The following is a 25,107-nucleotide window of genomic DNA, read 5'->3' as shown; positions in this document are numbered from 1 at the left end:
AGGGTGGTGACATGAGAAATTGTCTTATTGCCACAATAGTATTTATGGCTTCCGGTTGGTCATATGGCGCAGACCTTAACAGCCTGCTAGCTCAAAGGGTTGAACGCCGCCTGATCTACCAAAGCGTGTTCGATCGATTTCATGTCAGAAGCAGAAATGATTCAATCCAAATATCTGCGATTATAGGCAAGGCTGCACGGTCGACCGTTCTTAATTCTCCTGACGGAAATATTGATTTATATTGGATAACAGGTAATACTAATAAAAAATGGACATTGATAATTGGAGTCCATGAAAAAAGGCGAATTTTCATGGTAAGCGCCGTCCCATCTGTATTGCCGACTGATCTGAGCTATGCCGAATATCCCATTTGGGTTCCGCTCGACGGTGGACGTGTGCTGTGGTGGGGATGGGGCTCGCGTGAATGTGCAATCATTGATGTTAGGAAGGTATTGGAAAATACCTCGTATGGGTTCCTAACTCAGGAAGGACGGATGCCTATATTTAAGAATTTTGATGCAACAGACCCGGCACTCAGCTCTAGCATTCAGCCCTATAAGTTTATTAGGCTTGGGTCTGATGACAGTGCTGATATTGCATTGTTTAAGAATGGATGCAAAATGGAAATCAAGAATGGCTTCGTTTACTTCTGGGTGAAGCCTGATGCCACTTTGCAAAAGAAGCCGTGAACGCCGTGGCAGGCAGCGAGTAGTACCCGGATGAATTTCAAGGCGTCACATGTGCCCCGGTTCTCCGGGGCATTTTCATGGCTGCTGACGACGCCTGTTACAAGAGCGACGTTTACGAGCCTGAGCGGGTCCCTGAGGACCTGCGCAGGCGAGGAACCGAAGCGGGTGGTGGGGTATCTGACCCGCAACACGTCGCCTCCACCCTCCCGCCTCTCGCGGGCTGCTTTGCTCTGGCTACCAGACGTTCCTTCGTCTGACGGTCCCTGGAACCTGGTTATGGAAGGGCAACCCGGGAAGTACACCGCCCCGCTCAAGCCGCCTTCCCCGCAGCCACCGCCACCTCCTCAGCCGTGGGCAGGTGGAAGCCCTCCCAGTAGTAGCGCCCGCCGATGGACGTTTTGCTCATGCCGTTGACGGCTTTGACGGCGCGGGTGAACAGGTTCCCGGTGAACGTGATCTCAAGCTCCGGGTTCCATTCCCGGAAGACCCGCTCCAGCTCCTTGTCCCACACCCTCTCGCCCGGCACCGTCCAGGCGATGAGATCGACCACCTCGTTCTCCAGGAACGCCTTCCGCTGCTTGGCAATGGCTTTCTCGTCAATCAGCCCCAGGCTCGGCGTGAACCGCTCCACCTCCTTCCAGACAAGGCGGATGCCCTCCGGTGACCAGGCATAGCCAGCCCTGGAGTTGAAGTGGTCGCGGATCAGCCGCACCGTGCTTGCCTTGCTCTGCTTGTGGTAGTTCCGGAGATTGCAGACCGCCGTCGCCAGGGGCATCACGGGGTTGGGGTGGCTGCGGGCGGTCCCGTAGTCGAATTCCTGGGTGAGGTACCACAGCGCCTGCTTCAGCCGGTCGGAGGCGCTGGAGGAGGAGGGCACCCAGGGCTTCCGGTTGAGGGTGCCGGTGCGGATGGAGGGCGTGGTGGTCACGTTCGGGGACGAGGCAGAGGATTCAGGCATGGGGTCGCCTTCAAATTGAGAACGAATCTCGCCGCAGGAGCGGTCGGGGTTCCTGTGGGTGGGTGGGTGGCTACACGGACGCCTTGAGGCGAGGGCAGCCCGGGAACGCCCCCGTGCCGTGCCTCCATGGGCAGGGACGGGAGCGCCGATGTGCGGGTTTCAGATGCCGTCCGTCCACGTCCAGGTGGGGTTCGCGTCCTCATGGCTGGGAGTGAACCCGGCATCCCACAGGGCGCGGTTCAGGAGGCTGCGCACCTCCCTGGACTCCATCCCGCCCAAGGCGAAGGAAGGGAACAGGGCGTCCTCGATCTGGTTGGAGGTTCGGGGACGAGCCTGGAGCCAAGCCCTATTGCGCTCCAGGTGGTCAGCGAGGGGACGTTCCCGGAAGATGTCCGCAGCCCGGAGGTTCCAGCCCTCAATCGGGACGGGGATGGGGACGTTCTGGAAAGGATTCTGGCGACGGCTGCCGGGGATCGGGGTGGGCGTGGTGGTCATGGGATGCCTCCTGACGGATGGGGTGTCAGGGGCGACATGCCCGCCGACTCAACCAAATACCACCCGGGTTCCGATCCGCAGCCACGCCGCCGCCGACCCTCCACGCGGTGACCACCTCAGCCCCGAAGCCCGCCCTCGCCCCGGACGGCAACCTGGCTCAAACCCAGCCCTGACGGGGTTCCTAACATGTTAGGTCGGAGCGGCTTGGGTTTCGGAAGACCCATCCTAGAGCCAGCGGTGGTCACCCTGACGTTCCTTGCCCCGGTTCGTAATTCGACCACCCGTGGCTGTTCTGGGCAGCCAACACGAATCCGGGAAAACCCCGCCCCTCCTCGCTTTGCCTGAATCCGTGCCCCTCCCAGCCACCCGCAAGCCTCCCGCCCCTGACGGAAAAACGCAGGGATGGAGGGCGCGTGGCTTCTCCCGGTGATCCGTGGGGATCACTGCCTTTGGAAGGGACCGGCGCGGTCCTTTCGTCACGGCGGGAACCCGCTGTCACAGCCAGGAGCAGGGGAATGGGTCCACGGAAGGCGAACGGAACGCTGCGAGCCTACGGCTACGTCCGGGTTTCGACGGCGGACCAGGCGGACTTCGGGGTGAGCCTGGACGCGCAGACGGAACGCATCCGGGGCTGGTGCCAGGGCAACGGCTACGAGCTGGTGGAAGTCCATGTGGACCGGGGACTGAGCGGCGGGCGCTGCGATAACCGTCCCGCGCTCCAGGACGCCCTCCGAGCCGTAGGACGGGGCGAGTCCCTGGTGGTCTACAGCCTGAGCCGGCTGGCGCGATCCACGCGGGACACGCTGCTGATCGCCGAGAGCCTGGACCGCAAGGGCGCGGACCTGGTGTCGTTGTCCGAGAAGATCGACACCACGTCCTCCACGGGCAAGATGGTGTTCCGGATGCTGGCGGTCCTCTCCGAATTCGAGCGGGACGTGATCAGTGAGCGCACGTCCATGGCGATGAAGCACCTGAAGCAGTCCGGGCGCTACACGGGCGGATTCGAGCCGTATGGCTACCGCTGCGTGGAAGGTGCCCTCCAGGCGGTCCCGGAGGAGCGGGAGGTGGTCCAGCTCATCCAGCGGTTCCATGAAGCCGGGGCGTCCCTGCGGACCATCGGCAGGCGCCTGTCCGAGGTGGGGATCACCTCCCGGGCGGGCAAGCCGTTCCAGGCAATCCAGATCGCCCGCATCCTCAAGGCGGGTTGATGCGGCGGCGCAGCCCCTATGAGGGCTTTCGGCTCGCGGCGTTCCTTCTTTCTATAGCCGCTAAGAAAAGACCCCCAACCCCCAGTGGTCGTAACGGGGGCGGGCTTTTCGGTCTGGCTGCTAAAGAAGAAACAGGCTCAGTGGCTCGCTTTGGCGAGGAAGGCGTCCAGCATGTCCAGGATGAGCTGCTGTTTGGTCCGGGGAAGCTTGCGCATCCGCTCGATGCGTTTCTCGAATTTGTTCGCGGGACCGCGTTTGGGCTGCGGACCCGTTTTCACGCCCACCAGCTCGTCCATGGACACCTGCAAGCCCTGCGCCAGCCGGGGGAGCATGTCCACCTGGATGCGGGCGCGTCCCATCTCCCATTTGGCATAGGTCTGCTGGGCGACGCCGAGCTGGTCGGCAAGCTCCTGCTGGGTGCGATTCAGGGCTTTGCGGGCGCTGGCGATGCGGCTGCCGAGAGCCTGGAAGAAAGGGGCGTCCTGGTCGTTCATGGGGGTCCCGCCGAGAATGCGAACTGCCATGAGCTTAGGTCTCCTTTCCGGGGTTCGGGCTTGACTCTACACCCACTGGCTGTAACGCTCAACCAGGAACATTTTCAAGAAACCCCCTTGACACGTTTTGGGTCGGACGGAGGAACCCATGGCTCGCATCCCGGATGAGGAACTGGAGCGCCTGAAGGTGGAAGTGTCGGTTGAGCGCCTGGTGGAAGCCTCGGGGATCGTGCTGACGAAAACCGGCAAGGACCGGACGGGGAAATGCCCGTTCCACGAGGAATCGGAAGGCTCCCTGATCGTCACGCCGGGCAAGAACCTCTGGCACTGCTTCGGCTGCGGCGTGGGCGGCGGTCCCGTGGATTGGGTGATGAAGACCCAGGGCATCAGCTTCCGCCATGCGGTGGAGCTGCTGCGGGCGGACCTGTCCATGGCTCCCGTGGAAGCCTCCGTGAAAGCCAGCTCCGTGCGGCGGCTGCCGTCCCCGGTGACCTTCGATGCCGATGACCAGGCGCTCCTCCAGCAGACCATCGCCTACTACCACGACACCCTCAAGACCGCCCCCGAAGCCCTGGACTACCTGAAAGCCCGTGGAATCGACCACCCGGAGGCGGTGGAGCGGTTCAAGCTGGGCTATGCGAATCGGACCCTGGGCTACAGCCTGCCCATCAAGGCGGTGAAGGCTGGGGGCGAAATCCGGGGGCGGCTCCAGAAGATCGGGCTCTACCGGGAATCCGGACACGAGCATTTCACCGGCAGCCTCGTCATTCCCGTGATGGACGAGGAAGGCAACATCCTCGAAGTCTATGGGCGCAAGCTCCTGGACAACCTGCGCAAGGGGACGCCCTACCATCTCTACCTGCCAGGACCGCACAAGGGCGTGTGGAACGTGGCGGGCTTGAAGGGTTCCAAGGAGGTCATCCTGTGCGAGGCGCTGATCGACGCCCTCACGTTCTGGTGCGCGGGATACCGCAACGTGACCGCAGCCTATGGGGTGGAGGGGTTCACCCCGGACCACCTGGAAGCGTTCAAGAGCTGCGGCGTGGAGCGGGTGCTGATCGCCTATGACCGGGACGACGCCGGGGACCGTGCCGCGGACAAGCTCGCCCAGAAGCTCATGGACCAGGGCATCGCCTGTTTCCGGGTCCAGTTCCCCAAGGGGATGGACGCGAACGACTACGCCCTGAAAGTGGCTCCCGCCATGAAGTCCCTGGGGCTGGCGATCCGGAACGCGGTCTGGATGGGCAACGGCAAGGCTCCCGAACGCAGCCTGGGTGCGGTTCTGGAGGAAAAGAAGGCGGCTAAAGAAGAAAGCACCAGGACGCCCGAGCCTGTTCCTTCTTTAGCTGCCATCCCTCAGCCGCTTTCCCGGGATTCCGGAAAGCCGGGAAACCAGATTCCCAACCGGATTCCCGCCCATCCGGGAAACCGGGAAACCATCCAGGAACCCGTCCGGGAAACCATGCGTGAAACCGTCCAGGAATCTGCCCTGGAGCCCATTCCAGCCTCTCCGGTGCCTCCAGCGCCGGGGGATGACCTTTCCTGCGAGCTGGACGGCAAGGACCTGTATATGAGCCTGGAGGGGCGTAAATACCGCGTCAGGGGCTGGGAGAAGCCGCTGAACCCGGAAACCCTCAAGGTCAACCTGATGGTGTCCAGGGGCGAAGCGTTTCACGTGGACACGCTGGACCTCTACCAGTCCAAAGCCAGGGCGGGTTTCATCCGGCAGGCGGGTCTGGAGCTGGGAGAATCCGAGGACACCCTGAAACGGGACCTGGGCAAGGTGCTGCGCAAGGTGGAGGCGATGCAGGCGGACGCATTGTCGGAAGCCCTCGCGGCGAAAGCCAAACTGCCACCCATCACGGAGACGGAACATGCCGAAGCCCTGGAGCTGCTGAAGTCCCCGGACCTGATGCGGCGGATTCTCCAGGATTTCGAGGCGCTGGGGGTGGTGGGGGAGGAGTCCAACAAGCTCACCGGCTACCTGGCGGCGGTGTCCCGCCTCCTGGATCGCCCCCTGGCGCTGCTGATCCAGTCGGCATCGGCGGCAGGTAAATCCAGCCTGATGGATGCGGTCCTGGACCTGATTCCCGAGGAGGACGTGATCCGCTATTCCGCCATGAGCGGGCAATCCATCTTTTACATGGGCGACCGCAGCCTCCAACACAAGATCCTTGCCATTGCGGAGGAGGAGGGCGCGAAGCAAGCCAGCTACGCCCTCAAGCTGCTCCAGTCGGAAGGCAGGGTCACCATGGCGTCCACGGGCAAGGACCCTCAGTCGGGGATGCTGGTGACGCATGACTACACGGTGGAGGGTCCGGTTTCCCTGTTCCTCACCACCACCGCCATCGACCTGGACGAGGAGCTGCTGAACCGCTGCCTGGTGCTCACCGTCAATGAGAGCCGGGAACAGACCCGCGCCATCCATGCCCTGCAACGCAGCCGGGAGACGCTGGAAGGGCTGCTGGCGAGGGAGAGCCGGGATAGCCTGCTGAAGCTCCACCGCAACGCCCAGAGGCTGCTACAGCCCCTGGCGGTGGTCAATCCCTATGCTGCCCAGCTCAGCTTCCGGGATGACCAGACCCGGAGCCGGCGCGACCACGTGAAGTATTTGACGCTGATCCGCGCCATTGCCCTCCTGCACCAGTTCCAGCGGGACGTTAAGACCCATGGTTCCTTGCGCTACATCGAGGTCACCCCGGAGGACATCGCCCTCGCCAATGAGCTTGCCCAGGAGGTCTTTTCCCGGACGGTGGACGAGCTGCTGCCCCAGACCCGCAAGCTGCTGACGCTGATCCACGGCTGGGTGAAGGCGGAATGCGAGGGGCGCGGCATGGACCCGTCAGCTTTCCATTTCACCCGGAGGCAGGCGCGGGAAGCCCTGGGATGGGGCGATACCCAGCTCTGGACGCACCTGGGGCGGCTGGTGGAGATGGAGTTCCTGCTGCCCCACAAGGGACGCGGGAAGACCGTGGAATACGAGCTGCTCTACAAGGGCGAGGATGCCGAAGGACGCGGCGGGCTTCTGGGGCTGATGGATGGCGACCGGCTGGAAGCCGAGGGTATGACGGCGAAAATTCGGGGCGATGGCGAGAATATTCGGGGTGGCGAGGCTGAAAATTCGGGGCTGATTCGGCGGGTATTCGGGGCATATTCGGGGTCCGTTCGGGGTGGTTCCATCGAGCCTGAAGCCGCTCCGGACATGGCATTGACCGCAACGGCTTCCCTCAATGGTGAGAAACGCGGTACTTCTGGGTTTCACGTGCCGCCGTCCTACCCCGATACGTCCTACCCGAAGATGGACCGGGGGAACTGATGCCCCGGCGTGGTCAGCATCGCCAGCGTCCGCCGGTTGGCGATGTCCGCGACCCGGACAGCCTCTACCACCACATGCTCCGCTACCTGGCGTTCCTGGCTGAGAAGAACTACAGCCCCCGGACCATCGAGACCCGGGAGAACTACCTGCGCTACCTCATTGCCTGGTGTGATGAGCGCAGCCTGACCAAGCCCGCCCAGATCGACCGCCCCATCCTGGAGCGGTATCAGCGTTACCTGTTCTACTACCGCAAGGCGGATGGCGAGCCGCTGTCCACGCGCAGCCAGCATTCCAGGATCATCCCCATCCGGCATTGGTTCTCGTGGCTGGTCAAGAAAGGGCACCTGCTCTACAGCCCTGCCACGGACCTGGAACTGCCCCGGCTGGAGAAACGGCTGCCCAAAGCCATCCTGACGGCGCGGGAGGCTGAAACGGTGCTGGCGATCCCGGAGGTGGGCAATTCCATCGGGCTGCGGGACAGAGCCATCCTGGAGACGTTCTATTCCACGGGGATGCGGCGGCTGGAACTCATCAACCTGACAGTCCACAACATCGACCGGGAGCGCGGGACCGTCATGATCCGCCAGGGCAAGGGCAGGAAAGACCGGCTCATTCCCATTGGAGAACGTGCGCTGGCGTGGATCGAGCGGTATCGGGACAGCGCCCGCCCGGAACTGGTCACGGGCAGGGATGACGGGACGCTGTTCCTGTCCGAATGGGGCGAGGCGTTCGCCCCCAACGCGATGACGCGGCTGGTGCGCATCTACGTGGAGAAGTCGGGCGTCGGCAAGAAGGGCGCCTGTCACTTATTCCGGCACACGATGGCGACCCTCATGCTGGAGGGTGGCGCGGACATCCGGTTCATCCAGGCGATGCTCGGTCACGCCGAACTCAGCACCACGGAAATCTATACCCAGGTCAGCATCCGGCTCCTCAAGAGCGTCCACGCCGCCACGCACCCCGGAAGGCTCCCGGAGGCTGGGAGACATGCCCTGGACCCCGAACCCACCGCTGAAGCCCTCCTGGAGGCGCTGGAGCGGGAAGCGGATGAGGAGGGCGAGGATTGAAGCTCAGGGCTGAGAAGATCATCGACGGCATCCCCATCAATCCCGTGCTGCCGAAGCGTTTCTGGGACACGGACAACGAACGCAGACCCGCCAGCCATCAGCCCTGGTGGTTCCTTCCGTTCGTGGTCACGGGACCGAACGAGGCATGGGCGGGCGGCGTCCGGTTCGACACCTGGTGCCTGGACGGGGGAGCCTGGGACCGCCCCACGTGCTGGGGCAAGTTCGGGACCCTGGAGGAAGCCGTCCAGTGCGCCCAGGAGGGTCCAGCGTGGCGGCGGCGGGAAGGATGCCCCTGAAGCCGAAGGGCAGCGCTGAAGGCAAATAGGCGCGGGGAATAAGGAATGGGAGGTTACCCTGAGGGGTGCCTCCCTGTTCCGTTGTTCCTTCTTTAGCTGCCTTCCCTGGCTGCCGCCCTCGGCGCGGCGGGAAAGGTGCATCGGGGGGTCTCCGGGGCTACAATGGCGGATCGGTCTTTGAAAAGCCTTGCGGTACAAGGGGAATCGCCCTGCGCGGATGGGAAGTGCGGTGGGGTGCTGCGTTGTCGCAAACAGACAAGAAGGGCGAAGCTGACAAGGGATTACCTGTAAAAGCTACTGCCAAGGGAACCACCGTCACCTACGAATACAAGGATGGGTCCACTACCAAAGTCAAAGGGACGCATCCGAATCGGGACAACAACCCTGGGAACCTGGTGAACGGGAAGGTGGCAAAGGAGCATGGAGCTATTGGAACTGACGGCAAGTTCGCGATCTTCCCGAGCGCTCAACACGGGTGGGAAGCCTTGGCGGATTTGCTCGATAATAAGTACGCCAATTCTTCACTCAATGGCACCATTGATAGCTATGCTCCCCCATCAGAAAATAACACCGCGCAATATAAAGCTGATTTGTCGCGATTAACAGGTGTATCTGGCGACACTGTGCTGTCGACTCTGGATAAGGGTCAAAAGGCAACCCTGGCTAATACAATTGGAAGAATTGAAGGTTGGAAAGGGGTTCCATATGTACCTCCCGAATAGAGCTTTATTCAGCCTAGTCCTGCTTGCTGGGTTTCAATGCATGGCAGTTGAGCCTGCCCTGGAAAAGCTCAATTACGGTGCCGTTGTTCTCTCAGGGGTGGTTGTCGAGAGAACAGAGTATGGTCCGCCGAACTTTGAGAATGATGGTCTATGCAAGAAGGTGAAGATACGCTGCATCAAGCTCAAGAAGCCTGTCCAGGTTATTGGCAACAAGGACGACAGGTTTAACTCTGAGGATATAGACAATATTGGCGTGGTGCAGATTATCGAGCCATCAGGCAAAAACCTCAGGTTTGCGATAGGTAAAAAGGCAAAGATTAAAGGTGTATTAGAACAAGCTATGACAGGGCATCACTACACCAAAGCAATTTTGTCCGTTAAGGACCTTTCAGACGTGGAGATTGAAAAGTAGCTCGCCATTGGTTGCCGACGATGCCTTGTACAAGAGCGACGTTTACGAGCCTGTGCGGGTCCCTGAGGACCTGCGCAGGCGAGGAAACGGAGCGGGTGGTGGGGCATCTGACCAGCAACTCGTCGCCTCCACCCTTTAGCCTCTCGCGGGCTGCTTTGCTCTGGTTTCCAGATGTTCCTTCGTCTGACGGTCCCTGGAACCTGGTTATGGAAGGGCAACCCGGGAAGTACACCGCCCCGCTCAAGCCGCCTTCCCCGCAGCCACCGCCACCTCCTCAGCCGTGGGCAGGTGGAAGCCTTCCCAGTAGTAGCGCCCGTGGGCGGGCGTTTTGCTCAACCCCGTGACGGCTTTCACGGCGCGGGTGAACAGGTTCCCCGTGAACGCGATCTCCAGATCCGGGTTCCATTCCCGGAACACCCGCTCCAGATCCTTGTCCCACACCCTCCCCCCCGGCACCGTCCAGGCGATCAGATCGACCACCTCGTTCTCCAGGAACGCCTTCCGCTGTCTGGCAACGGCTGTCTCGTCCACGATGCCCAGGTAAGGGGTGTAGGGTTCCACGCATTCCCACATCAGCCGCACCGCCTCCGCTGACCACGGCTCGTCCCAGGACTTGGGATTGAAGTGGGTCAGGATCAGATCGACGGTGCTTTCCTGGTCCTGGAGGTAATAGTTCCGGAGGTTGCAGACCACCTTCGCCAGCAGCAGGGTGGGCAGGTCGCGCTCAAAGGCAGCCTCGTGGTCTAACGCCTTCAGCAGGTAGAAGATCGCCTGACCGTGGCGGATGTCGGCAGGGGCGGAGGAAGGCACCCAGGGCACCCGGGTGGAGGTGCCGGTGTGGATGAAGGGCGCAGGGGTCACGTTCGGGGATGAGGCAGAGGATTCAGGCATGGGGTCGCTTTCAAATTGAGAACGAATCTCGCCGCAGGAGCGGTCGGGGTTCCTATGGGTGGGTTGGTGGCTGCGCGGACGCCTTTGGGAGAGGGCAGCCCGGGAACGCCCCCGTGCCGTGCCTCCCTGGGCAGGGACGGGAGCGCCGATGGGTGGGTTTCAGATGCCGTCTGTCCACGTCCAGGTGGGGTTCGCGTCCTCATGGCTGGGAGAGAACCCGGCATCCCAGAGGGCGCGGTTCAGGAGGCTGCGCACCTCCCTGGACTCCATCCCGCCCAGGGCGAAGGAGGGGAACAGGGCGTCCTCGATCTGGTTGGAGGTTCGAGGACGTGCCTGGAGCCAAGCGTGGTTGCGCTCCAGGTGGTCAGCGAGGGGACGTTCCCTGAAGATGTCCGCAGCCCGGAGGTTCCAGCCCTCCAGCGGGACGGGGATGGGGACGCTCTGGAAAGGATTCTGGCGTCGGCTGCCGGGGATTGGGGTGGGAGCGGTGGTCACGGGATGCCTCCTGACGGATGGGGTGTCAGGGGCGACATACCCGCCGACTTCAGGAATTACCAACAGCCCTCGCGTTTTCGAGCCGAGGTTGCGCAGCCACGCAGCCGCCCACCCTCCACGCGGTGACCACCTCAGCCTCAAAGCCCGCCCTCAACCCAGACGGCAACCCGGCTCAAACCCAGCCCTGACGGGGTTCCTAACATGTTAGGTCGGAGCGGCTTGGGTTTCGCAAGACCCACCCCGGCGCCAGCCGTGGTCACCCTGACGTTCCTTGCCCCGGTTCGTAATTCGACCACCCGTGGCTGTTCTGGGCAGCCAACACGAATCCGGGAAAACCCCGCCCCTCCTCGTTTTGCCTGAATCCGTGCCCCTCCCAGCCACCCGCAAGCCTCCCGCCCCTGACGGAAAAACGCAGGGATGGAGGGCGCGTGGCTTCTCCCGGTGATCCGTGGGGATCACTGCCTTTGGAAGGGACCGGCGCGGTCCTTTCGTCACGGCGGGAACCCGCTGTCACAGCCAGGAGCAGGGGAATGGGTCCACGGAAGGCGAACGGAACGCTGCGAGCCTACGGCTACGTCCGGGTTTCGACGGCGGACCAGGCGGACTTCGGCGTGAGCCTGGACGCGCAGACGGAGCGCATCCGGGGCTGGTGCCAGGGCAACGGCTACGAGCTGGTGGAGGTTCACGTGGACCGGGGACTGAGCGGCGGGCGTTGCGATAACCGTCCCGCCCTCCAGGACGCCCTCCGAGCCGTGGGACGGGGCGAGTCCCTGGTGGTCTATAGCCTCAGCCGCCTGGCGCGATCCACGCGGGACACGCTGCTGATCGCCGAGAGCCTGGACCGCAAGGGCGCGGACCTGGTGAGCCTGAGTGAGAAGATCGACACCACGTCCTCCACGGGCAAGATGGTGTTCCGGATGCTGGCGGTCCTCTCCGAATTCGAGCGGGACGTGATCAGTGAGCGCACGTCCATGGCGATGAAGCACCTGAAGCAGTCCGGGCGCTACACGGGCGGATTCGAGCCGTATGGCTACCGCTGCGTGGAAGGTGCCCTCCAGGCGGTCCCGGAGGAGCGGGAGGTGGTCCAGCTCATCCAGCGGTTCCATGAAGCCGGGGCATCCCTGCGGACCATCGGCAGGCGGCTGTCCGAGGTGGGGATCACCTCCCGGGCGGGCAAGCCGTTCCAGGCAATCCAGATCGCCCGCATCCTCAAGGCGGGTTGATGCGGCGGCGTAGCCCCTATGAGGGCTTTCGGCTCGCGGCGTTCCTTCTTTCTATAGCCGCTAAGAAAAGACCCCCAACCCCCAGTGGTCGTAACGGGGGCGGGCTTTTCGATCTGGCTGCTAAAGAAGAAACAGGCTCAGTGGCTCGCTTTGGCGAGGAAGGCGTCCAGCATGTCCAGGATGAGCTGCTGTTTGGTTCGGGGAAGCTTGCGCATCCGCTCGATCCGTTTCTCGAAGTTGTTCGCGGGACCGCGTTTGGGCTGCGGACCCGTTTTCACGCCCACCAGCTCGTCCATGGACACCTGCAAGCCCTGCGCCAGCCGGGGGAGCATGTCCACCTGGATGCGGGCGCGTCCCATCTCCCATTTGGCATAGGTCTGCTGGGCGACGCCGAGCTGGTCGGCAAGCTCCTGCTGGGTGCGGTTCAGGGCTTTGCGGGCGCTGGCGATGCGGCTGCCGAGAGCCTGGAAGAAAGGGGCGTCCTGGTCGTTCATGGGGGTCCCGCCGAGAATGCGAACTGCCATGAGCTTAGGTCTCCTTTCCGGGGTTCGGGCTTGACTCTACACCCACTGGGTGTAACGCTCAACCAGGAACATTTTCAAGAAACCCCCTTGACACGTTTTGGGTCGGACGGAGGAACCCATGGCTCGCATCCCGGATGAGGAACTGGAGCGCCTGAAAGCGGAGGTTTCGGTCGAGCGCCTGGTGGAGGCGTCCGGGATCGTGCTGACCAGGACCGGCAAGGACCGGACGGGGAAATGCCCGTTCCATGAGGAATCGGAAGGCTCCCTGATCGTCACGCCGGGCAAGAACCTCTGGCACTGCTTCGGCTGCGGCGTGGGCGGCGGTCCCGTGGATTGGGTGATGAAGACCCAGGGCATCAGCTTCCGCCATGCGGTGGAGCTGCTGCGGGCGGACCTGTCCCTGGCTCCAGCCGAGAGCCTGGCGAAGTCCAGCAGCGTGCGGCGGTTGCCGCCCCCGGTGGCGTTCGATGCCGATGACCAGGCGCTTTTGCAGCAGACCATCACCTACTACCACGACACGCTGAAGACCTCCCCGGAAGCCCTGGACTACCTGAAAGCCCGTGGGATCGACCATCCGGAGGCTATCGAGCGGTTCAAGCTGGGCTATGCGAATCGGACCCTGGGCTACAGCCTGCCCATCAAGGCGGTGAAGGCTGGGGGCGAAATCCGGGGGCGGCTCCAGAAGCTGGGACTCTACCGGGAATCGGGGCACGAGCATTTCACGGGGAGTCTGGTCATCCCGATCCAGGACGAGGAAGGCAACGTCCAGGAGGTCTACGGGCGCAAGCTGCTCAACAACCTCCGCAAGGGGACGCCCTACCACCTGTATCTGCCGGGTCCGCACCGGGGCGTGTGGAACCTGGAGGGGCTGAAGGGCAAGGAAGTGATCCTGTGCGAGGCGCTGATTGACGCCCTGACGTTCTGGTGCGCGGGATACCGGAACGTGACCGCAGCCTATGGGGTGGAGGGGTTCACCCCGGACCACCTGGAGGCGTTCAGGAGCCAGGGCGTGGAGCGGGTGCTGATCGCCTACGACCGGGACGAAGCCGGGGACCGTGCCGCGGACAAGCTCGCCCAGAAGCTGATGGACAGCGGCATGGCGTGTTTCCGGGTCCAGTTCCCCAAGGGGATGGACGCGAACGACTACGCCCTGAAGGTGGCTCCCGCCATGAAGTCCCTGGGGCTGGCGATCCGGAACGCGGTCTGGATGGGCAACGGGAAAGCTCCCGAACGCAGCCTGGGTGCGATCCTGGAGGAAAAGAAGGCGGCTAAAGAAGAAAGCACCAGGACGCCCGGACCCGTCCAGGACCGCCCGGTGCCTGTTCCCTCTTTAGCTGCCATCCCTAAGCCGCCCTCCGGGACGCCGAATCAGGTATTACCTGAGACGCCGAATGACGTAATCCAGGAACCCATGCCCGCCTCCCCATTGCCCGCCGCGCCGGGCGATGACCTGTCCTGTGAGTTGGACGGCAAGGACCTGTTCCTCGCCCTGGAGGACCGGAAATTCCGCGTCCGGGGCTGGGAGAAGCCCCTGAACCCGGAAACCCTCAAGGTGAACCTGATGGTGTCCAGGGGCGAAGCGTTTCACGTGGACACGCTGGACCTCTACCAGTCCAAAGCCAGGGCGGGTTTCATCCGGCAGGCGGGTCTGGAGCTGGGAGAGTCGGAGGACACCCTGAAGCGGGACCTGGGCAAGGTGCTGCGCAAGGTGGAGGCATTGCAGGCGGACGCGTTGTCGGAAGCCCTCGCGGCGAAAGCCAAGCTGCCGCCCATCACGGAGGCGGAACACGCCGAAGCCCTGGAGCTGCTGAAGGCTCCGGATCTGATGGGGCGGATTCTCAGGGATTTCAACGCCCTGGGCGTGGTGGGGGAGGAGTCCAACAAGCTCACCGGCTACCTGGCGGCGGTGTCCCGGCTCCTGGATCGCCCATTGGCGCTGCTGATCCAGTCCGCCTCGGCGGCGGGCAAGTCCTCCCTGATGGATGCCGTCCTGGACCTGATCCCGGAGGAGGACGTGATCCGGTATTCCGCCATGAGCGGGCAGTCCATCTTTTACATGGGCGACCGCAGCCTCCAGCACAAGATTCTCGCCATCGCGGAGGAGGAGGGCGCGAAACAAGCCAGCTACGCCCTCAAGCTGCTCCAGTCGGAAGGCAGGGTTACCATGGCGTCCACGGGCAAGGACCCTCAGTCGGGGATGCTGGTGACGCATGACTACACAGTGGAGGGTCCGGTGTCCCTGTTCCTCACCACCACCGCCATCGACCTGGACGAGGAGCTGCTGAACCGCTGCCTGGTGCTGACGGTGAACGAGTCCAGGGAACAGACCCGCGCCATCCATGCCCTGCAACGCAGCCGGGAGACGCTGGAAGGGCTGCTGGCGAGGGAGAGCCGGGATAGCCTGCTGAAGCTCCATCGCAACGCCCAGAGGCTTCTACAGCCCCTGGCGGTGGTCAATCCCTACGCCGCCCAGCTCAGTTTCCGCGATGACCAGACCCGAAGCCGGCGCGACCACGTGAAATACCTGACCCTCATCCGCGCCATTGCCCTGCTGCATCAGTTCCAGCGGGACGTTAAGACCCATGGTTCCTTGCGCTACATCGAAGTGACCCCGGAGGACATCGCCCTCGCCAATGAGCTTGCCCAGGAAGTCTTTTCCAGGACCGTGGATGAGCTGCTGCCCCAGACCCGCAAGCTGCTGACGTTGATCCACGGATGGGTGAAGGCGGAATGCGAGGGGCGCGGCATGGACCCGGCGGACTTCCATTTCACCCGTCGGCAGGCGCGGGAAGCCCTGGGATGGGGCGATACCCAGCTCTGGACGCACCTGGGGCGGCTGGTGGAGATGGAGTTTCTGCTGCCCCACAAGGGACGCGGGAAGACCGTGGAATACGAGCTGCTCTACAAGGGCGAGGACCCCGAGGGACGCGGCGGGATTCTCGGGCTGATGGACGGCGACCGGCTGCAAGCCGAGGGTATGACGGCGGAAATTCGGGGCGAGGGCGAGAATATTCGGGGTGGCGAGGCTGAGAATTCGGGGCTGTTTCGGGGGGTATTCGGGGCATATTCGGGGGCTGTTCGGGGGTCAGCCATGGAGGCGGAAGCCGCGCCGGATATGGCATTGGCGGCAGGTGAACCCGTCAACGGTGAAAAACGCAGTTCTTACGTGCCTCACGCCGTCCTGTCATACCCGCTGATGGACCGGGGGAACTGATGCCTCGGCGCGGTCAGCACCGGCAGCGTCCACCCGTGGGGGACGTGCGGGACTCGGACAGCCTCTATCACCACATGCTCCGCTACCTGGCGTTCCTGGCTGAGAAGAACTACAGCCCCCGGACCATCGAGACCCGGGAGAACTACCTGCGCTACCTCATTGCCTGGTGCGATGAGCGCAGCCTGACCAAGCCCGCGCAGATCGACCGTCCCATCCTGGAGCGGTATCAGCGTTACCTGTTCTACTACCGCAAGGCGGATGGCGAGCCGCTGTCCACGCGCAGCCAGCACTCCAGGATCATCCCCATCCGGCACTGGTTCTCGTGGCTGGTCAAGAAGGGGCACCTGCTCTACAGCCCAGCCACGGACCTGGAACTGCCCCGGCTGGAGAAGCGGCTGCCCAAAGCCATCCTGACGGCACGGGAGGCGGAGCTGGTGCTGGCGGTCCCGGAGGTGGGCAATTCCATTGGGCTGCGGGATAGAGCCATCCTGGAGACGTTCTATTCCACGGGGATGCGGCGGCTGGAGCTGATCAACCTGACGGTCCACAACATCGACCGGGAGCGCGGGACGGTCATGATCCGCCAGGGCAAGGGGAAGAAGGACAGGCTCATTCCCATTGGAGAACGTGCGCTGGCGTGGATCGAGCGTTACCGGGACAGTGCCCGTCCGGAGCTGGTCACGGGCAGGGATGACGGGACGCTGTTCCTGTCCGAATGGGGAGAAGCCTTTGCCCCGAATGCCATGACGCGCCTGGTGCGCATCTACGTGGAGCGGTCCGGGGTTGGGAAGAAGGGTGCCTGTCACCTGTTCCGGCACACGATGGCGACCCTGATGCTGGAGGGCGGCGCGGACATTCGGTTCATCCAAGCCATGCTGGGTCACGCGGAGCTTTCCACCACGGAAATCTATACCCAGGTCAGCATCCGGCTCCTCAAGAGCGTCCATGCCGCCACGCACCCCGGGAGGCTCGCGGAGGCGGGTAGACATGCCCTGGACCCCGAGCCCACCGCTGAAGCCCTCCTGGAGGCGCTGGAGCGGGAAGCGGATGAGGAGGGCGAGGATTGAAGCTCAGGGCTGAGAAGATCATTGACGGCATCCCCATCAATCCCGTGCTGCCCAAGCGGTTCTGGGACACGGACAACCAACGCAGACCCGCCAGCCATCATCCCTGGTGGTTCCTTCCGTTCGTGATCACGGGACCGAACGAGGCATGGGCGGGCGGCGTCCGGTTCGACACCTGGTGCCTGGACGGGGGAGCCTGGGACCGCCCCACGTGCTGGGGCAAGTTCGGGACCCTGGAGGAAGCCGTCCAGTGCGCCCAGGAGGGTCCAGCGTGGCGGCGGCGGGAAGGATGCCCCTGACGCCGAAGGGCGGCGCTGAAGGCAAATAGGCGCGGGGAATAAGGAATGGGAGGTTACCCTGAGGGGTGCCTCCCTGTTCCGTTGTTCCTTCTTTAGCTGCCTTCCCTGGCTGCCGCCCTCGGCGCGGCGGGAAAAGTGCATCGGGGGGTCTCCGGGGCTACAATGGCGGATCGGTCTTTGAAAAGCGTTGCGGTACAAGGGAAATCGCCCTGCCTGGCTGGGAAGTGCGGTGGGGTGCTGCGTTGTCGCAATCAGAGTTTCTGACGAAGGAAACCCTCCTGAAGATCGGATTTACTGGGCAACAAGCAACTGACTTGGGGGCAGCCCATATAACAGCCAGCGATTTGGTTGCAGCAACAATGGGGCACGAATTCTATCAACAAGCCAATGGAGGCGATTCCTCTGCCGTCCAAGCCGGGGTGGTCACCGTGATGAACCGTGTGAATGGAATTTTGGACGGATCGGTGCGTGAAGGTGAATTTCGTGCTAACAAGGGGGTTACTCAGGATGGCTTGTCTGCGGCAAGCCAGACGATGCTCAAAGTGATTACGGCGCCTGGACAATATCACTCATTGACTGGGTCAACGGATCACAATCGCGGAAAGATAGCGGGAATGCTTTTGGGAAATATTTCGGACGCTGGTTTTTCCGCTGCTCAAGCCAAAATGGCTAGCTATGCCAATCCATCCGTTAGCATGTCAGGATTCCGGCAAATTTGGTCAGGCGGATCAATGGTTCACAATATTGGTAGCCGAATGAGCTTCCATCGAAATAGAAGCTCAACATCCTCGGAGCCTGGGGGCATTGTCATTGGTCCAAATGTATTTTACTGAGGTCAAACCATGAGAATAATTGCGTTATTGCTCTTCGTTGCCTTCTTCGCCTTCTCGCAAGATATTCCTTGTCGAAATGTGAAGATTGTTCGTGAGAAAATCATCTACCATGTTTCAGTGGATCGCCACTCCTTCGATCTTGAGCTTCCTGATAAGGGCGAAAAAGACTTTTGGGGTATCTCGGTTTCCAAGCTGCCCGGCTCGGAGAGCGCATATTCAGTGGGTGTTTGGAGTGTCCTTAGGTATTCAGATTTAAAGGACAAAGCAGGGGAATACTTCTCAGTTCAATCCTGGCGTTCTGAAGTGGATGGAGGATTTAAGGGAAAAGTTGAGTGGGAAGGGCTTGGAGGCATTGGTGGGTGGGGTACGTGCAAGGTCGAGAAGAGTATCCTTAAGGTTAAGCTCCGACAGCTCCGTTTTGCTGGAGTAGACTCCTCCCTTGAATTAGCTCCGATGGAATTGCCAGTTGATTGATCTTTGAAAGATGAGTTGTCGCAATCAGAGTTTCTGACGAAGGAAACCCTCCTGAAGATCGGATTTACTGGGCAACAAGCAACTGACTTGGGGGCAGCCCATATAACAGCCAGCGATTTGGTTGCAGCAACAATGGGGCACGAATTCTATCAACAAGCCAATGGAGGCGATTCCTCTGCCGTCCAAGCCGGGGTGGTCACCGTGATGAACCGTGTGAATGGAATTTTGGACGGATCGGTGCGTGAAGGTGAATTTCGTGCTAACAAGGGGGTTACTCAGGATGGCTTGTCTGCGGCAAGCCAGACGATGCTCAAAGTGATTACGGCGCCTGGACAATATCACTCATTGACTGGGTCAACGGATCACAATCGCGGAAAGATAGCGGGAATGCTTTTGGGAAATATTTCGGACGCTGGTTTTTCCGCTGCTCAAGCCAAAATGGCTAGCTATGCCAATCCATCCGTTAGCATGTCAGGATTCCGGCAAATTTGGTCAGGCGGATCAATGGTTCACAATATTGGTAGCCGAATGAGCTTCCATCGAAATAGAAGCTCAACATCCTCGGAGCCTGGGGGCATTGTCATTGGTCCAAATGTATTTTACTGAGGTCAAACCATGAGAATAATTGCGTTATTGCTCTTCGTTGCCTTCTTCGCCTTCTCGCAAGATATTCCTTGTCGAAATGTGAAGATTGTTCGTGAGAAAATCATCTACCATGTTTCAGTGGATCGCCACTCCTTCGATCTTGAGCTTCCTGATAAGGGCGAAAAAGACTTTTGGGGTATCTCGGTTTCCAAGCTGCCCGGCTCGGAGAGCGCATATTCAGTGGGTGTTTGGAGTGTCCTTAGGTATTCAGATTTAAAGGACAAAGCAGGGGAATACTTCTCAGTTCAATCCTGGCGTTCTGAAGTGGATGGAGGATTTAAGGGAAAAGTTGAGTGGGAAGGGCTTGGAGGCATTGGTGGGTGGGGTACGTGCAAGGTCGAGAAGAGTATCCTTAAGGTTAAGCTCCGACAGCTCCGTTTTGCTGGAGTAGACTCCTCCCTTGAATTAGCTCTGATGGAATTGCCAGTTGATTGATCTTTGAAAGATGAGTTGTCGCAAGCAGACTCAAAAAATATCAACAATGGGATCGAAACGCCCATAACTCTTAGTAGTAATTTTGATTACTCCCAATCAACTGGAAATATGACTCGTGTTGATTGGGTTCTGGGTGATATTGGAGAACCGCATCCTGTAACAACCGAGGTTGGCAGGGGCTATGCAGGGGGGAATGAGGGAGCCAATCCCCAGGATGTAAATAACCCTGAATCCCAGAATCTTGCCAACCGGGGACCCCTGCCTCGCGGGGCATATACAATGAGTGAATGCACAGAAAACAACCATTCAGCACATAAAAAAATGGGGAAAGAGCACATAGCTCTTGACCCAGTATCTTCTAATGAAATGTTCGGAAGAAATGGATTCTATATTCATGGCGATAGTGTTAAGAAGGCTGGGCAACAGGCTGCCTCGATGGGTTGCATTATTCTTGGTCCAAAAGCGAGAGATATGCTCGTCAATGCGATAAACGATGGTGTCACATGTCTTGTTGTAACCCAATAGGTGTGCTCATGAATAGATACGCTCTTCTTTTAATTGGCTTTCTGGTGTTTTGTAATCCTGGGTTTGCTCTGCCTACAGGGTCCTTGCCTCCTGCTGCAAACCTTGTGGATGGTGTAAACAAATTGAATCATGATAATTACTCTTTTCAATTTCGACTTGAAAAAAAGCCGCCCACATTCCTGGTTGGGGCGCTGGGTCACTTTAGGTCTCGGGATAATCTCTGCCTTAATAGCTTTAAAATACTGAATTCCGAATCTGAGATTGATGTTCCATCTGTACTTTTGAATGTGATGTGCAATCCAAGGACAATCCGATTTGAAAAGAAAAAAGGAATCGAAATCGCAACCATTACTGGTGGTGACGGCGGAGAGAGTTACTTGATAAGCATCGAATTGGCGTATAATCGAATTACAAAAGTGGTTGCAAGATATGGCGAGTCGCCCGATTCTCCTTTATGGATTTTGACTTTCCCGAAGTCAAAGTCGGACGATGTATTAGACAAGTAATTGTCATCGCAATTGTCGCCAACAGCAAAAGGACCGTTAGTTGCTGGTAGCGCCGGCGAACTTGCAATTGGGGCGGGCGCTCCTGATCTAGGGGCTGTTCTTGGTCCCGCTTTGACTTCCGTCCTTGAATTTGTACTTAAGACGTCTCCGGTTGCATTACTGGCTCTTCAAATGACAGATGCTTCGCCGCACCGCGCTGAAGCCGAGAAGGAGGATGGGGATAAAAAGCCTGAAGCCAAGCCAGGGAACGCCCAACCAAAACACCAAATACAGGTGAACCTGGCTCTACCCATAAGAACCCAGGGAGCGGACAGGAGCGGACGTATGGACCCGATGGGAAACCAGTGAAGGATATTGATTTTGACCACGATCATGGCCAAGGTGTCCCGCATCAGCATTACTGGGTCAATGGCAAGCGTTTGCCAGGGGTTCCACTTGAACGATGTTACTAATTTCGGTCGCTTGAAAGGGCGAAGGCAGATGAAAAATTCAGTGGCACTTGTTCTAGATGAAAGTTTCGGCAATCGGCTTTCCAATCTGGCGGAAGAGATGCCCGTATGGATTTTGTCTAGTGAGATAAATGACATGGCGGTGAGAGCGGCTAGGCATAGCCATGGCGAGGGGAGAATTACTACCCTGATGAGAAGAGATGGAGAAAGCCAGGAAGACTTGTTGGCTCGCGCTCTTTATGCAATCGAAGAACATCATGGTGAAGTGAGTCAATCGCACCCTTATGATTCGGTTGAAATACATGGACCAGTGAGTATGCCCTCTCAGTTGTGTCCAGAATTTTCTGTAAGTCCGCTCCAGTAGGGATTTCCTCAGTCTAGGGCGGGCAGCCGCAGGCGGACCCCGCCCGGACCGGCGAAACCGATCAGATTCCTGCTGATGACCATCCGCTGTGGGGCATGTGGAGAACGCGCAGCGGTCTCCAGGCGCAGCCCGAGGGTGTGGAAAGGGTGCGGGCAGGCCCGCAGGGCCGGTGCGCGAAGCGCAGTCCACAGGCTTTCCATGCCTGAGCACGCTCCACAGAGCATGGGTCGGCGCCATCAGGGCATGGAGCGACCATAGGAACAAGATCACGCCGGTCCCCCCATGTGCACCCATGCCTGGCCGGTCCAGGCCTCGTTCTGTTCCATGAGAAGCGCCCCGTAGACGCGTTCCCGGCTTTCCGCATTGGGCCAAACCCGCACCAGTCGGCTCTTTCGCTTCAGCTCCTGGTTGAATCGCTCGACCATATTGGTCGTCCGCAGCCGCTTATGATGGCCCTCGGGTAGCGCCAGGACGGCCTGGAGGCTGTCCAGGTGCTCCTCCACGTAGTCCACTGCCTTGGGCGATTTCTCCTCCCAGCGCGCCCTCAGCAGACCGAGCAACTCCTGCGACCGGACGTAGTCCACGGCGTGGAGCACGGCCCTCACGTCTTCCCGGAAGGCCTTCTGGTCCGCCGCCTTGACCTGCTCGATCGACCTGCGGAGGAAGTGCGCCTGGCACTCCTGCCAGCTCGATCCGGGAAACGCCTTCGTCGCGGCCTGGCAGAGGCCCTCGTGGGCGTCCGAGACCAGCAGGTCGACCCCATGCAGGCCACGACCCTTCAGGTCCTTGAACAGGCCCTCCCAGGCCACCTCGGTCTCTCCGCCCCAATCCAGCCAGCCCAGGACCTCTCGCTCCCCCTTCTCGTTGACCCCAGCAGCCCATAGGAAGGCCCGGCTGCGGACGCGGTGGCCTTCCCGGACTTTGTCGAACCGGGCGTCAACGAGGAGATACGGAAAGGCACCCAAGGGCCGGGTCCGAAACGCTTCCACGGCCGGCTCGATGTCCTTTAGGATCTGGGATACCAGGCTGGGACTGACCTCTGCCCCGAAGGCCTCCTCCGCCAGCCTGCTCACGTTCCGGTTGGACACCCCGGCCAGCACCATCTGGCCGCAAGCGGCCAGCAGGGCGCGCTCGGATCTCTGCCAGCGCTCGAATAGGGCCGGCCGGAAGGAGCCGTTCCGGGCCTGCGGTACAGATAGCTCCAGGGCGCCGGCCACGGTCTGGAAGCCACGATCCTTGTAGCCATTGCGATAGCCGTTAGGCCGTTCCATGCCCCGGGCGTTCCAGGGCGCCTCGAAATGGGCGTCGGCCTGGCTGTTGATCAGGGCCTGGGCCACGGCTTCCACCAGCACTCGGAAGCCCTCGCCTCCTGGCTGCGAAAACAGTCCTTCCACAGTCCCCTCGGGGACCTCAAACTTCAACTCGGCCATTGGCTTCCTTTCGTAGGCTTGCTTGCTCGCAACTTCAAACCTACTGGAGCCAGTGGCCCCTTTGCTACCCGGACACCTGGAATGGCGCGGGGGCTAACTTACAGAAGCTTTTATACACAACCGCCCTCTCCTGAGCTGATGTCTGAATTGGGGTTTAAAACGGCTCATCCTGCTGCTGAAAAACTGGTGATCGACAAATAGCTGGAGCGAGCGAATTGAATCGCGCCGACCCACGCCGTCGAAGGCGCCGGCCGGCTCAGCCCTGGTGCAAAGACCGCGCCTCCGCTGCGCTGCAGCACGTCCTTTCGGCTCAGGGCGCCCGTGATGCAGTGCGTCCCATTCCGTCGTGCAGGGGGAAAACAGCGAAGGGTTTCACGGGGCATGAGCAGACTGACGCATCTTCTCCGGGTAGCCACTTAAAGATTGGCGCCTATCCAAATATTGATTTTGTTGCAGGCGACTCTGGTGGAAATATCGTTGGTCGTCGAATAGACATTTTTGTAAGAGCAATTACTCTTCAAGAAGCAAATAAGTATGGTGTTGTATTTTCGGATGTGGAAGTAAAGAAATAGGAGTTGGCTTATGCGTCTGGTGATAATGATGTGCTACCTTTCTCTTCTCTTGTATCCAGCCTATGCTGTGCAACCATGTGCTCAACACCCTCGACATCGTGCGCTCGAGGGCAAAGATACTTGGGTGACAAAAAAAACGAATCGTGGCTTGCGTATCACGCGTATTGACTTTGATTCGACAAAAGCCGAGATTGAAGAGAAATGTCAGACTGATGATGGACGACTTAAAATCTTTACCTTGACGACTGACTCAAATATTTATTTGGAGATGAGGGAAGTCGTATTTATGTTGTATTCCCCGCTATTCACTATTGGTCGTCCCTTTTCTGGACTCTCAATTGGGACCAATGGGATATTTGTATTTGATCAGAGGAATCAACCTGATTATGGGATCCATTATGAATTTGACCCGAGGGGCAAAAGGCTTCTTAGGGCTTCCCCTTTCAATGAATAATGTCGCAAACAGGACAACCCGACACTTCTTCCACTACGACCTCGGGTGTGGAACAGCCATTCGCATAGACCCCACTCCTTGCAGAACACGGGTGACTCTACCCGCGAATACAGCAAGGCACGACCCAGACCTTCACCGAGCGCGCGCCAAGCCCGTGACCCTGCACGCGTGGGTGTGACGGGCCGGCGGCGGCAAGCAGCATCGGAACCGGGTGGAGCGGCAACCTGTGGACCCCACGTGAGCCGGATTCCGGTCCAACCCCCGCGGGGTGCCCCCTTAGGGGCGGGCCGTTACCGGCCGCTCTTCTTCCAATCGGCCAGGAAGCCTTCGATGCCCTTGTCCGTGAGGGGGTGGGCCAGCATCTGGTCGAAGACCTTGGTGGGGATCGTGGCCACGTGGGCGCCCGCCAGGGCGGATTCGGTGACGTGGCGGGGGCTGCGGATGGAGGCGGAAAGCACCTGGGTCTCCAGGTCGTAGTTGGTGAAGATGGTCACCAGGTCCTCGATGAGCTCCATGCCCACGGCGTTGATGTCGTCCAGGCGGCCCACGAAGGGGCTCACGTAGGTGGCGCCGGCCTTGGCGGCCATGAGGCCCTGGGTGGCGCTGAAGCAGAGGGTGACGTTGGTGCGGATGCCCTCGGCCTTGAAGGCGTGGGTGGCCTTGAGGCCCTCGGCGGTGAGGGGCACCTTCACCACGACGTTCTTGTGGATCTTGGACAGGAGGCGGCCCTCCTTGATCATGGTGGGGGCGTCCAGGGCGATGACCTCGGCGGAGATGGGGCCGTCCACGATGCCGCAGATCTCCTCGATGATCGCCTCGAAGGGCTTGCCGGATTCCTTGGCGATGAGGCTGGGGTTCGTGGTGACGCCGTCCAGGATCCCCCATTCGTTGATGCGCTTGATCTCGCTGATGTTGGCGGTGTCGATGAAGAATTTCATGGGATCTCCAGTGGGGCCTGGGGGTCGCGCGCCCCTCCGGCATCGGGGCCGGCCGGGGCGCGCGGGGTTCGCCTGCCAAGCATCCCCATTCTCGCAGGTCCCCCGGGGCGCCGGA

26 protein-coding genes are annotated in these 25,107 nt (G+C 60.6%); 18 read left to right on the top strand and 8 right to left on the bottom strand.

What is annotated here, in order from left to right:
- Positions 1-11: 11 nt before the first annotated feature.
- Positions 12-689: a hypothetical protein gene (locus R2J76_RS20830; protein WP_316413588.1), complete on the top strand. Its 678-nt coding sequence runs from the start codon at positions 12-14 to the stop codon at positions 687-689.
- A gap of 310 nt (positions 690-999) precedes the next feature.
- Here the strand turns inward: R2J76_RS20830 and R2J76_RS20825 are convergent, their stop codons facing one another.
- On the bottom strand, positions 1,000-1,647 hold the full coding sequence (locus R2J76_RS20825) for a hypothetical protein (protein ID WP_316413587.1): 648 nt from the start codon (positions 1,645-1,647) through the stop codon (positions 1,000-1,002).
- A 159-nt stretch (positions 1,648-1,806) separates the two neighbouring features.
- Complete coding sequence (locus tag R2J76_RS20820) at positions 1,807-2,142, bottom strand: hypothetical protein (protein WP_316413586.1); 336 nt, start codon at positions 2,140-2,142, stop codon at positions 1,807-1,809.
- A gap of 515 nt (positions 2,143-2,657) precedes the next feature.
- On the opposite strand from R2J76_RS20820, the gene R2J76_RS20815 reads away from it, so the two are divergent.
- On the top strand, positions 2,658-3,350 hold the full coding sequence (locus R2J76_RS20815; RefSeq protein WP_316413577.1) for a recombinase family protein: 693 nt from the start codon (positions 2,658-2,660) through the stop codon (positions 3,348-3,350).
- A gap of 137 nt (positions 3,351-3,487) precedes the next feature.
- Here the strand turns inward: R2J76_RS20815 and R2J76_RS20810 are convergent, their stop codons facing one another.
- A complete protein-coding gene (locus R2J76_RS20810) occupies positions 3,488-3,844 on the bottom strand; it encodes a helix-turn-helix domain-containing protein (RefSeq protein ID WP_316413585.1) in 357 nt (118 codons plus the stop codon).
- Between the two features lie 148 nt (positions 3,845-3,992).
- Between R2J76_RS20810 and R2J76_RS20805 the strand changes: the two genes are divergently transcribed.
- From R2J76_RS20805 to R2J76_RS20785, 5 genes are all read left to right on the top strand, one after another.
- Positions 3,993-7,160: a DNA primase gene (locus R2J76_RS20805; protein WP_316413584.1), complete on the top strand. Its 3,168-nt coding sequence runs from the start codon at positions 3,993-3,995 to the stop codon at positions 7,158-7,160.
- Positions 7,160-8,227: a site-specific tyrosine recombinase XerC gene (xerC, locus tag R2J76_RS20800; RefSeq protein ID WP_316413583.1), complete on the top strand. Its 1,068-nt coding sequence runs from the start codon at positions 7,160-7,162 to the stop codon at positions 8,225-8,227. The genes R2J76_RS20805 and xerC (R2J76_RS20800) overlap by 1 nt, the downstream gene beginning before the upstream one ends.
- Positions 8,224-8,523 (top strand): hypothetical protein, encoded by a 300-nt coding sequence (locus R2J76_RS20795; RefSeq protein ID WP_316413582.1) that lies wholly within the window; start codon positions 8,224-8,226, stop codon positions 8,521-8,523. The genes xerC (R2J76_RS20800) and R2J76_RS20795 overlap by 4 nt, the downstream gene beginning before the upstream one ends.
- A 224-nt stretch (positions 8,524-8,747) precedes the next feature.
- Positions 8,748-9,245 (top strand): hypothetical protein, encoded by a 498-nt coding sequence (locus tag R2J76_RS20790; protein WP_316413581.1) that lies wholly within the window; start codon positions 8,748-8,750, stop codon positions 9,243-9,245.
- Complete coding sequence (locus R2J76_RS20785) at positions 9,229-9,657, top strand: DUF4431 domain-containing protein (protein ID WP_316413580.1); 429 nt, start codon at positions 9,229-9,231, stop codon at positions 9,655-9,657. The genes R2J76_RS20790 and R2J76_RS20785 overlap by 17 nt, the downstream gene beginning before the upstream one ends.
- A 240-nt stretch (positions 9,658-9,897) precedes the next feature.
- Here R2J76_RS20785 and R2J76_RS20780 read toward each other — a convergent pair whose 3' ends face one another.
- Positions 9,898-10,548, bottom strand: coding sequence for a hypothetical protein (locus tag R2J76_RS20780; protein WP_316413579.1), 651 nt, complete (start codon positions 10,546-10,548; stop codon positions 9,898-9,900).
- 159 nt (positions 10,549-10,707) lie between these two features.
- The gene (locus R2J76_RS20775) at positions 10,708-11,043 is read right to left on the bottom strand and encodes a hypothetical protein (protein WP_316413578.1); all 336 of its coding nucleotides are present in this window, start codon (positions 11,041-11,043) and stop codon (positions 10,708-10,710) included.
- 530 nt (positions 11,044-11,573) lie between these two features.
- Between R2J76_RS20775 and R2J76_RS20770 the strand changes: the two genes are divergently transcribed.
- Entirely contained in the window at positions 11,574-12,266 is a 693-nt protein-coding gene (locus tag R2J76_RS20770) for a recombinase family protein (protein WP_316413577.1), read from the top strand.
- Between the two features lie 137 nt (positions 12,267-12,403).
- Here the strand turns inward: R2J76_RS20770 and R2J76_RS20765 are convergent, their stop codons facing one another.
- Positions 12,404-12,760: a helix-turn-helix domain-containing protein gene (locus tag R2J76_RS20765; RefSeq protein WP_316413576.1), complete on the bottom strand. Its 357-nt coding sequence runs from the start codon at positions 12,758-12,760 to the stop codon at positions 12,404-12,406.
- A 148-nt stretch (positions 12,761-12,908) separates the two neighbouring features.
- On the opposite strand from R2J76_RS20765, the gene R2J76_RS20760 reads away from it, so the two are divergent.
- The 10 genes from R2J76_RS20760 to R2J76_RS20715 all read left to right on the top strand — a co-directional run bounded on the left by R2J76_RS20760 (position 12,909) and on the right by R2J76_RS20715 (position 21,598).
- Positions 12,909-16,004: a CHC2 zinc finger domain-containing protein gene (locus R2J76_RS20760; RefSeq protein WP_316413575.1), complete on the top strand. Its 3,096-nt coding sequence runs from the start codon at positions 12,909-12,911 to the stop codon at positions 16,002-16,004.
- Positions 16,004-17,071, top strand: a complete 1,068-nt coding sequence (gene xerC / locus R2J76_RS20755) for a site-specific tyrosine recombinase XerC (protein ID WP_316413574.1) — start codon at positions 16,004-16,006, stop codon at positions 17,069-17,071. Before R2J76_RS20760 ends, xerC (R2J76_RS20755) begins: the two co-directional genes overlap by 1 nt.
- Positions 17,068-17,367: a hypothetical protein gene (locus tag R2J76_RS20750; RefSeq protein ID WP_316413573.1), complete on the top strand. Its 300-nt coding sequence runs from the start codon at positions 17,068-17,070 to the stop codon at positions 17,365-17,367. Before xerC (R2J76_RS20755) ends, R2J76_RS20750 begins: the two co-directional genes overlap by 4 nt.
- Positions 17,368-17,609: 242 nt before the next feature.
- Positions 17,610-18,200, top strand: a complete 591-nt coding sequence (locus tag R2J76_RS20745; RefSeq protein WP_316413571.1) for a hypothetical protein — start codon at positions 17,610-17,612, stop codon at positions 18,198-18,200.
- A 9-nt stretch (positions 18,201-18,209) separates the two neighbouring features.
- Entirely contained in the window at positions 18,210-18,674 is a 465-nt protein-coding gene (locus tag R2J76_RS20740; RefSeq protein ID WP_316413570.1) for a hypothetical protein, read from the top strand.
- Positions 18,675-18,677: 3 nt separating this feature from the next.
- Positions 18,678-19,280, top strand: a complete 603-nt coding sequence (locus R2J76_RS20735; protein ID WP_316413569.1) for a hypothetical protein — start codon at positions 18,678-18,680, stop codon at positions 19,278-19,280.
- A gap of 9 nt (positions 19,281-19,289) precedes the next feature.
- Entirely contained in the window at positions 19,290-19,754 is a 465-nt protein-coding gene (locus R2J76_RS20730; protein ID WP_316413568.1) for a hypothetical protein, read from the top strand.
- Between the two features lie 3 nt (positions 19,755-19,757).
- Positions 19,758-20,279, top strand: a complete 522-nt coding sequence (locus tag R2J76_RS20725) for a tlde1 domain-containing protein (protein WP_316413567.1) — start codon at positions 19,758-19,760, stop codon at positions 20,277-20,279.
- Between the two features lie 8 nt (positions 20,280-20,287).
- On the top strand, positions 20,288-20,785 hold the full coding sequence (locus R2J76_RS20720; protein ID WP_316413566.1) for a hypothetical protein: 498 nt from the start codon (positions 20,288-20,290) through the stop codon (positions 20,783-20,785).
- Between the two features lie 360 nt (positions 20,786-21,145).
- On the top strand, positions 21,146-21,598 hold the full coding sequence (locus R2J76_RS20715; protein WP_316413565.1) for a hypothetical protein: 453 nt from the start codon (positions 21,146-21,148) through the stop codon (positions 21,596-21,598).
- A 266-nt stretch (positions 21,599-21,864) separates the two neighbouring features.
- Here the strand turns inward: R2J76_RS20715 and R2J76_RS20710 are convergent, their stop codons facing one another.
- Complete coding sequence (locus R2J76_RS20710) at positions 21,865-22,950, bottom strand: IS256 family transposase (RefSeq protein ID WP_449405577.1); 1,086 nt, start codon at positions 22,948-22,950, stop codon at positions 21,865-21,867.
- Between the two features lie 1,394 nt (positions 22,951-24,344).
- Positions 24,345-24,992: a fructose-6-phosphate aldolase gene (gene fsa / locus R2J76_RS20705; RefSeq protein ID WP_316413564.1), complete on the bottom strand. Its 648-nt coding sequence runs from the start codon at positions 24,990-24,992 to the stop codon at positions 24,345-24,347.
- Positions 24,993-25,107: the final 115 nt, after the last annotated feature.

This window comes from Mesoterricola silvestris (assembly GCF_030295405.1).
GTDB classification, from domain to species: domain Bacteria; phylum Acidobacteriota; class Holophagae; order Holophagales; family Holophagaceae; genus Mesoterricola; species Mesoterricola silvestris.
Note: the sequence above shows the minus strand (reverse complement) of the source record. Positions and strands in the feature narration are given on the sequence as shown.

What these genes read in the sequence shown, in the direction of transcription:
- fsa (WP_316413564.1), bottom strand. Translation starts at nt 24,992, where the DNA reads ATGAAATTCTTCATCGACACCGCCAACATCAGCGAGATCAAGCGCATC.
- R2J76_RS20765 (WP_316413576.1), bottom strand. Translation starts at nt 12,760, where the DNA reads ATGAACGACCAGGACGCCCCTTTCTTCCAGGCTCTCGGCAGCCGCATC.
- R2J76_RS20805 (WP_316413584.1), top strand. Translation starts at nt 3,993, where the DNA reads ATGGCTCGCATCCCGGATGAGGAACTGGAGCGCCTGAAGGTGGAAGTG.
- R2J76_RS20770 (WP_316413577.1), top strand. Translation starts at nt 11,574, where the DNA reads ATGGGTCCACGGAAGGCGAACGGAACGCTGCGAGCCTACGGCTACGTC.
- R2J76_RS20820 (WP_316413586.1), bottom strand. Translation starts at nt 2,142, where the DNA reads ATGACCACCACGCCCACCCCGATCCCCGGCAGCCGTCGCCAGAATCCT.
- R2J76_RS20825 (WP_316413587.1), bottom strand. Translation starts at nt 1,647, where the DNA reads ATGCCTGAATCCTCTGCCTCGTCCCCGAACGTGACCACCACGCCCTCC.
- R2J76_RS20760 (WP_316413575.1), top strand. Translation starts at nt 12,909, where the DNA reads ATGGCTCGCATCCCGGATGAGGAACTGGAGCGCCTGAAAGCGGAGGTT.
- xerC (WP_316413583.1), top strand. Translation starts at nt 7,160, where the DNA reads ATGCCCCGGCGTGGTCAGCATCGCCAGCGTCCGCCGGTTGGCGATGTC.
- R2J76_RS20730 (WP_316413568.1), top strand. Translation starts at nt 19,290, where the DNA reads ATGAGAATAATTGCGTTATTGCTCTTCGTTGCCTTCTTCGCCTTCTCG.
- R2J76_RS20830 (WP_316413588.1), top strand. Translation starts at nt 12, where the DNA reads ATGAGAAATTGTCTTATTGCCACAATAGTATTTATGGCTTCCGGTTGG.
- R2J76_RS20810 (WP_316413585.1), bottom strand. Translation starts at nt 3,844, where the DNA reads ATGAACGACCAGGACGCCCCTTTCTTCCAGGCTCTCGGCAGCCGCATC.
- R2J76_RS20780 (WP_316413579.1), bottom strand. Translation starts at nt 10,548, where the DNA reads ATGCCTGAATCCTCTGCCTCATCCCCGAACGTGACCCCTGCGCCCTTC.
- xerC (WP_316413574.1), top strand. Translation starts at nt 16,004, where the DNA reads ATGCCTCGGCGCGGTCAGCACCGGCAGCGTCCACCCGTGGGGGACGTG.
- R2J76_RS20815 (WP_316413577.1), top strand. Translation starts at nt 2,658, where the DNA reads ATGGGTCCACGGAAGGCGAACGGAACGCTGCGAGCCTACGGCTACGTC.
- R2J76_RS20785 (WP_316413580.1), top strand. Translation starts at nt 9,229, where the DNA reads ATGTACCTCCCGAATAGAGCTTTATTCAGCCTAGTCCTGCTTGCTGGG.
- R2J76_RS20740 (WP_316413570.1), top strand. Translation starts at nt 18,210, where the DNA reads ATGAGAATAATTGCGTTATTGCTCTTCGTTGCCTTCTTCGCCTTCTCG.
- R2J76_RS20720 (WP_316413566.1), top strand. Translation starts at nt 20,288, where the DNA reads ATGAATAGATACGCTCTTCTTTTAATTGGCTTTCTGGTGTTTTGTAAT.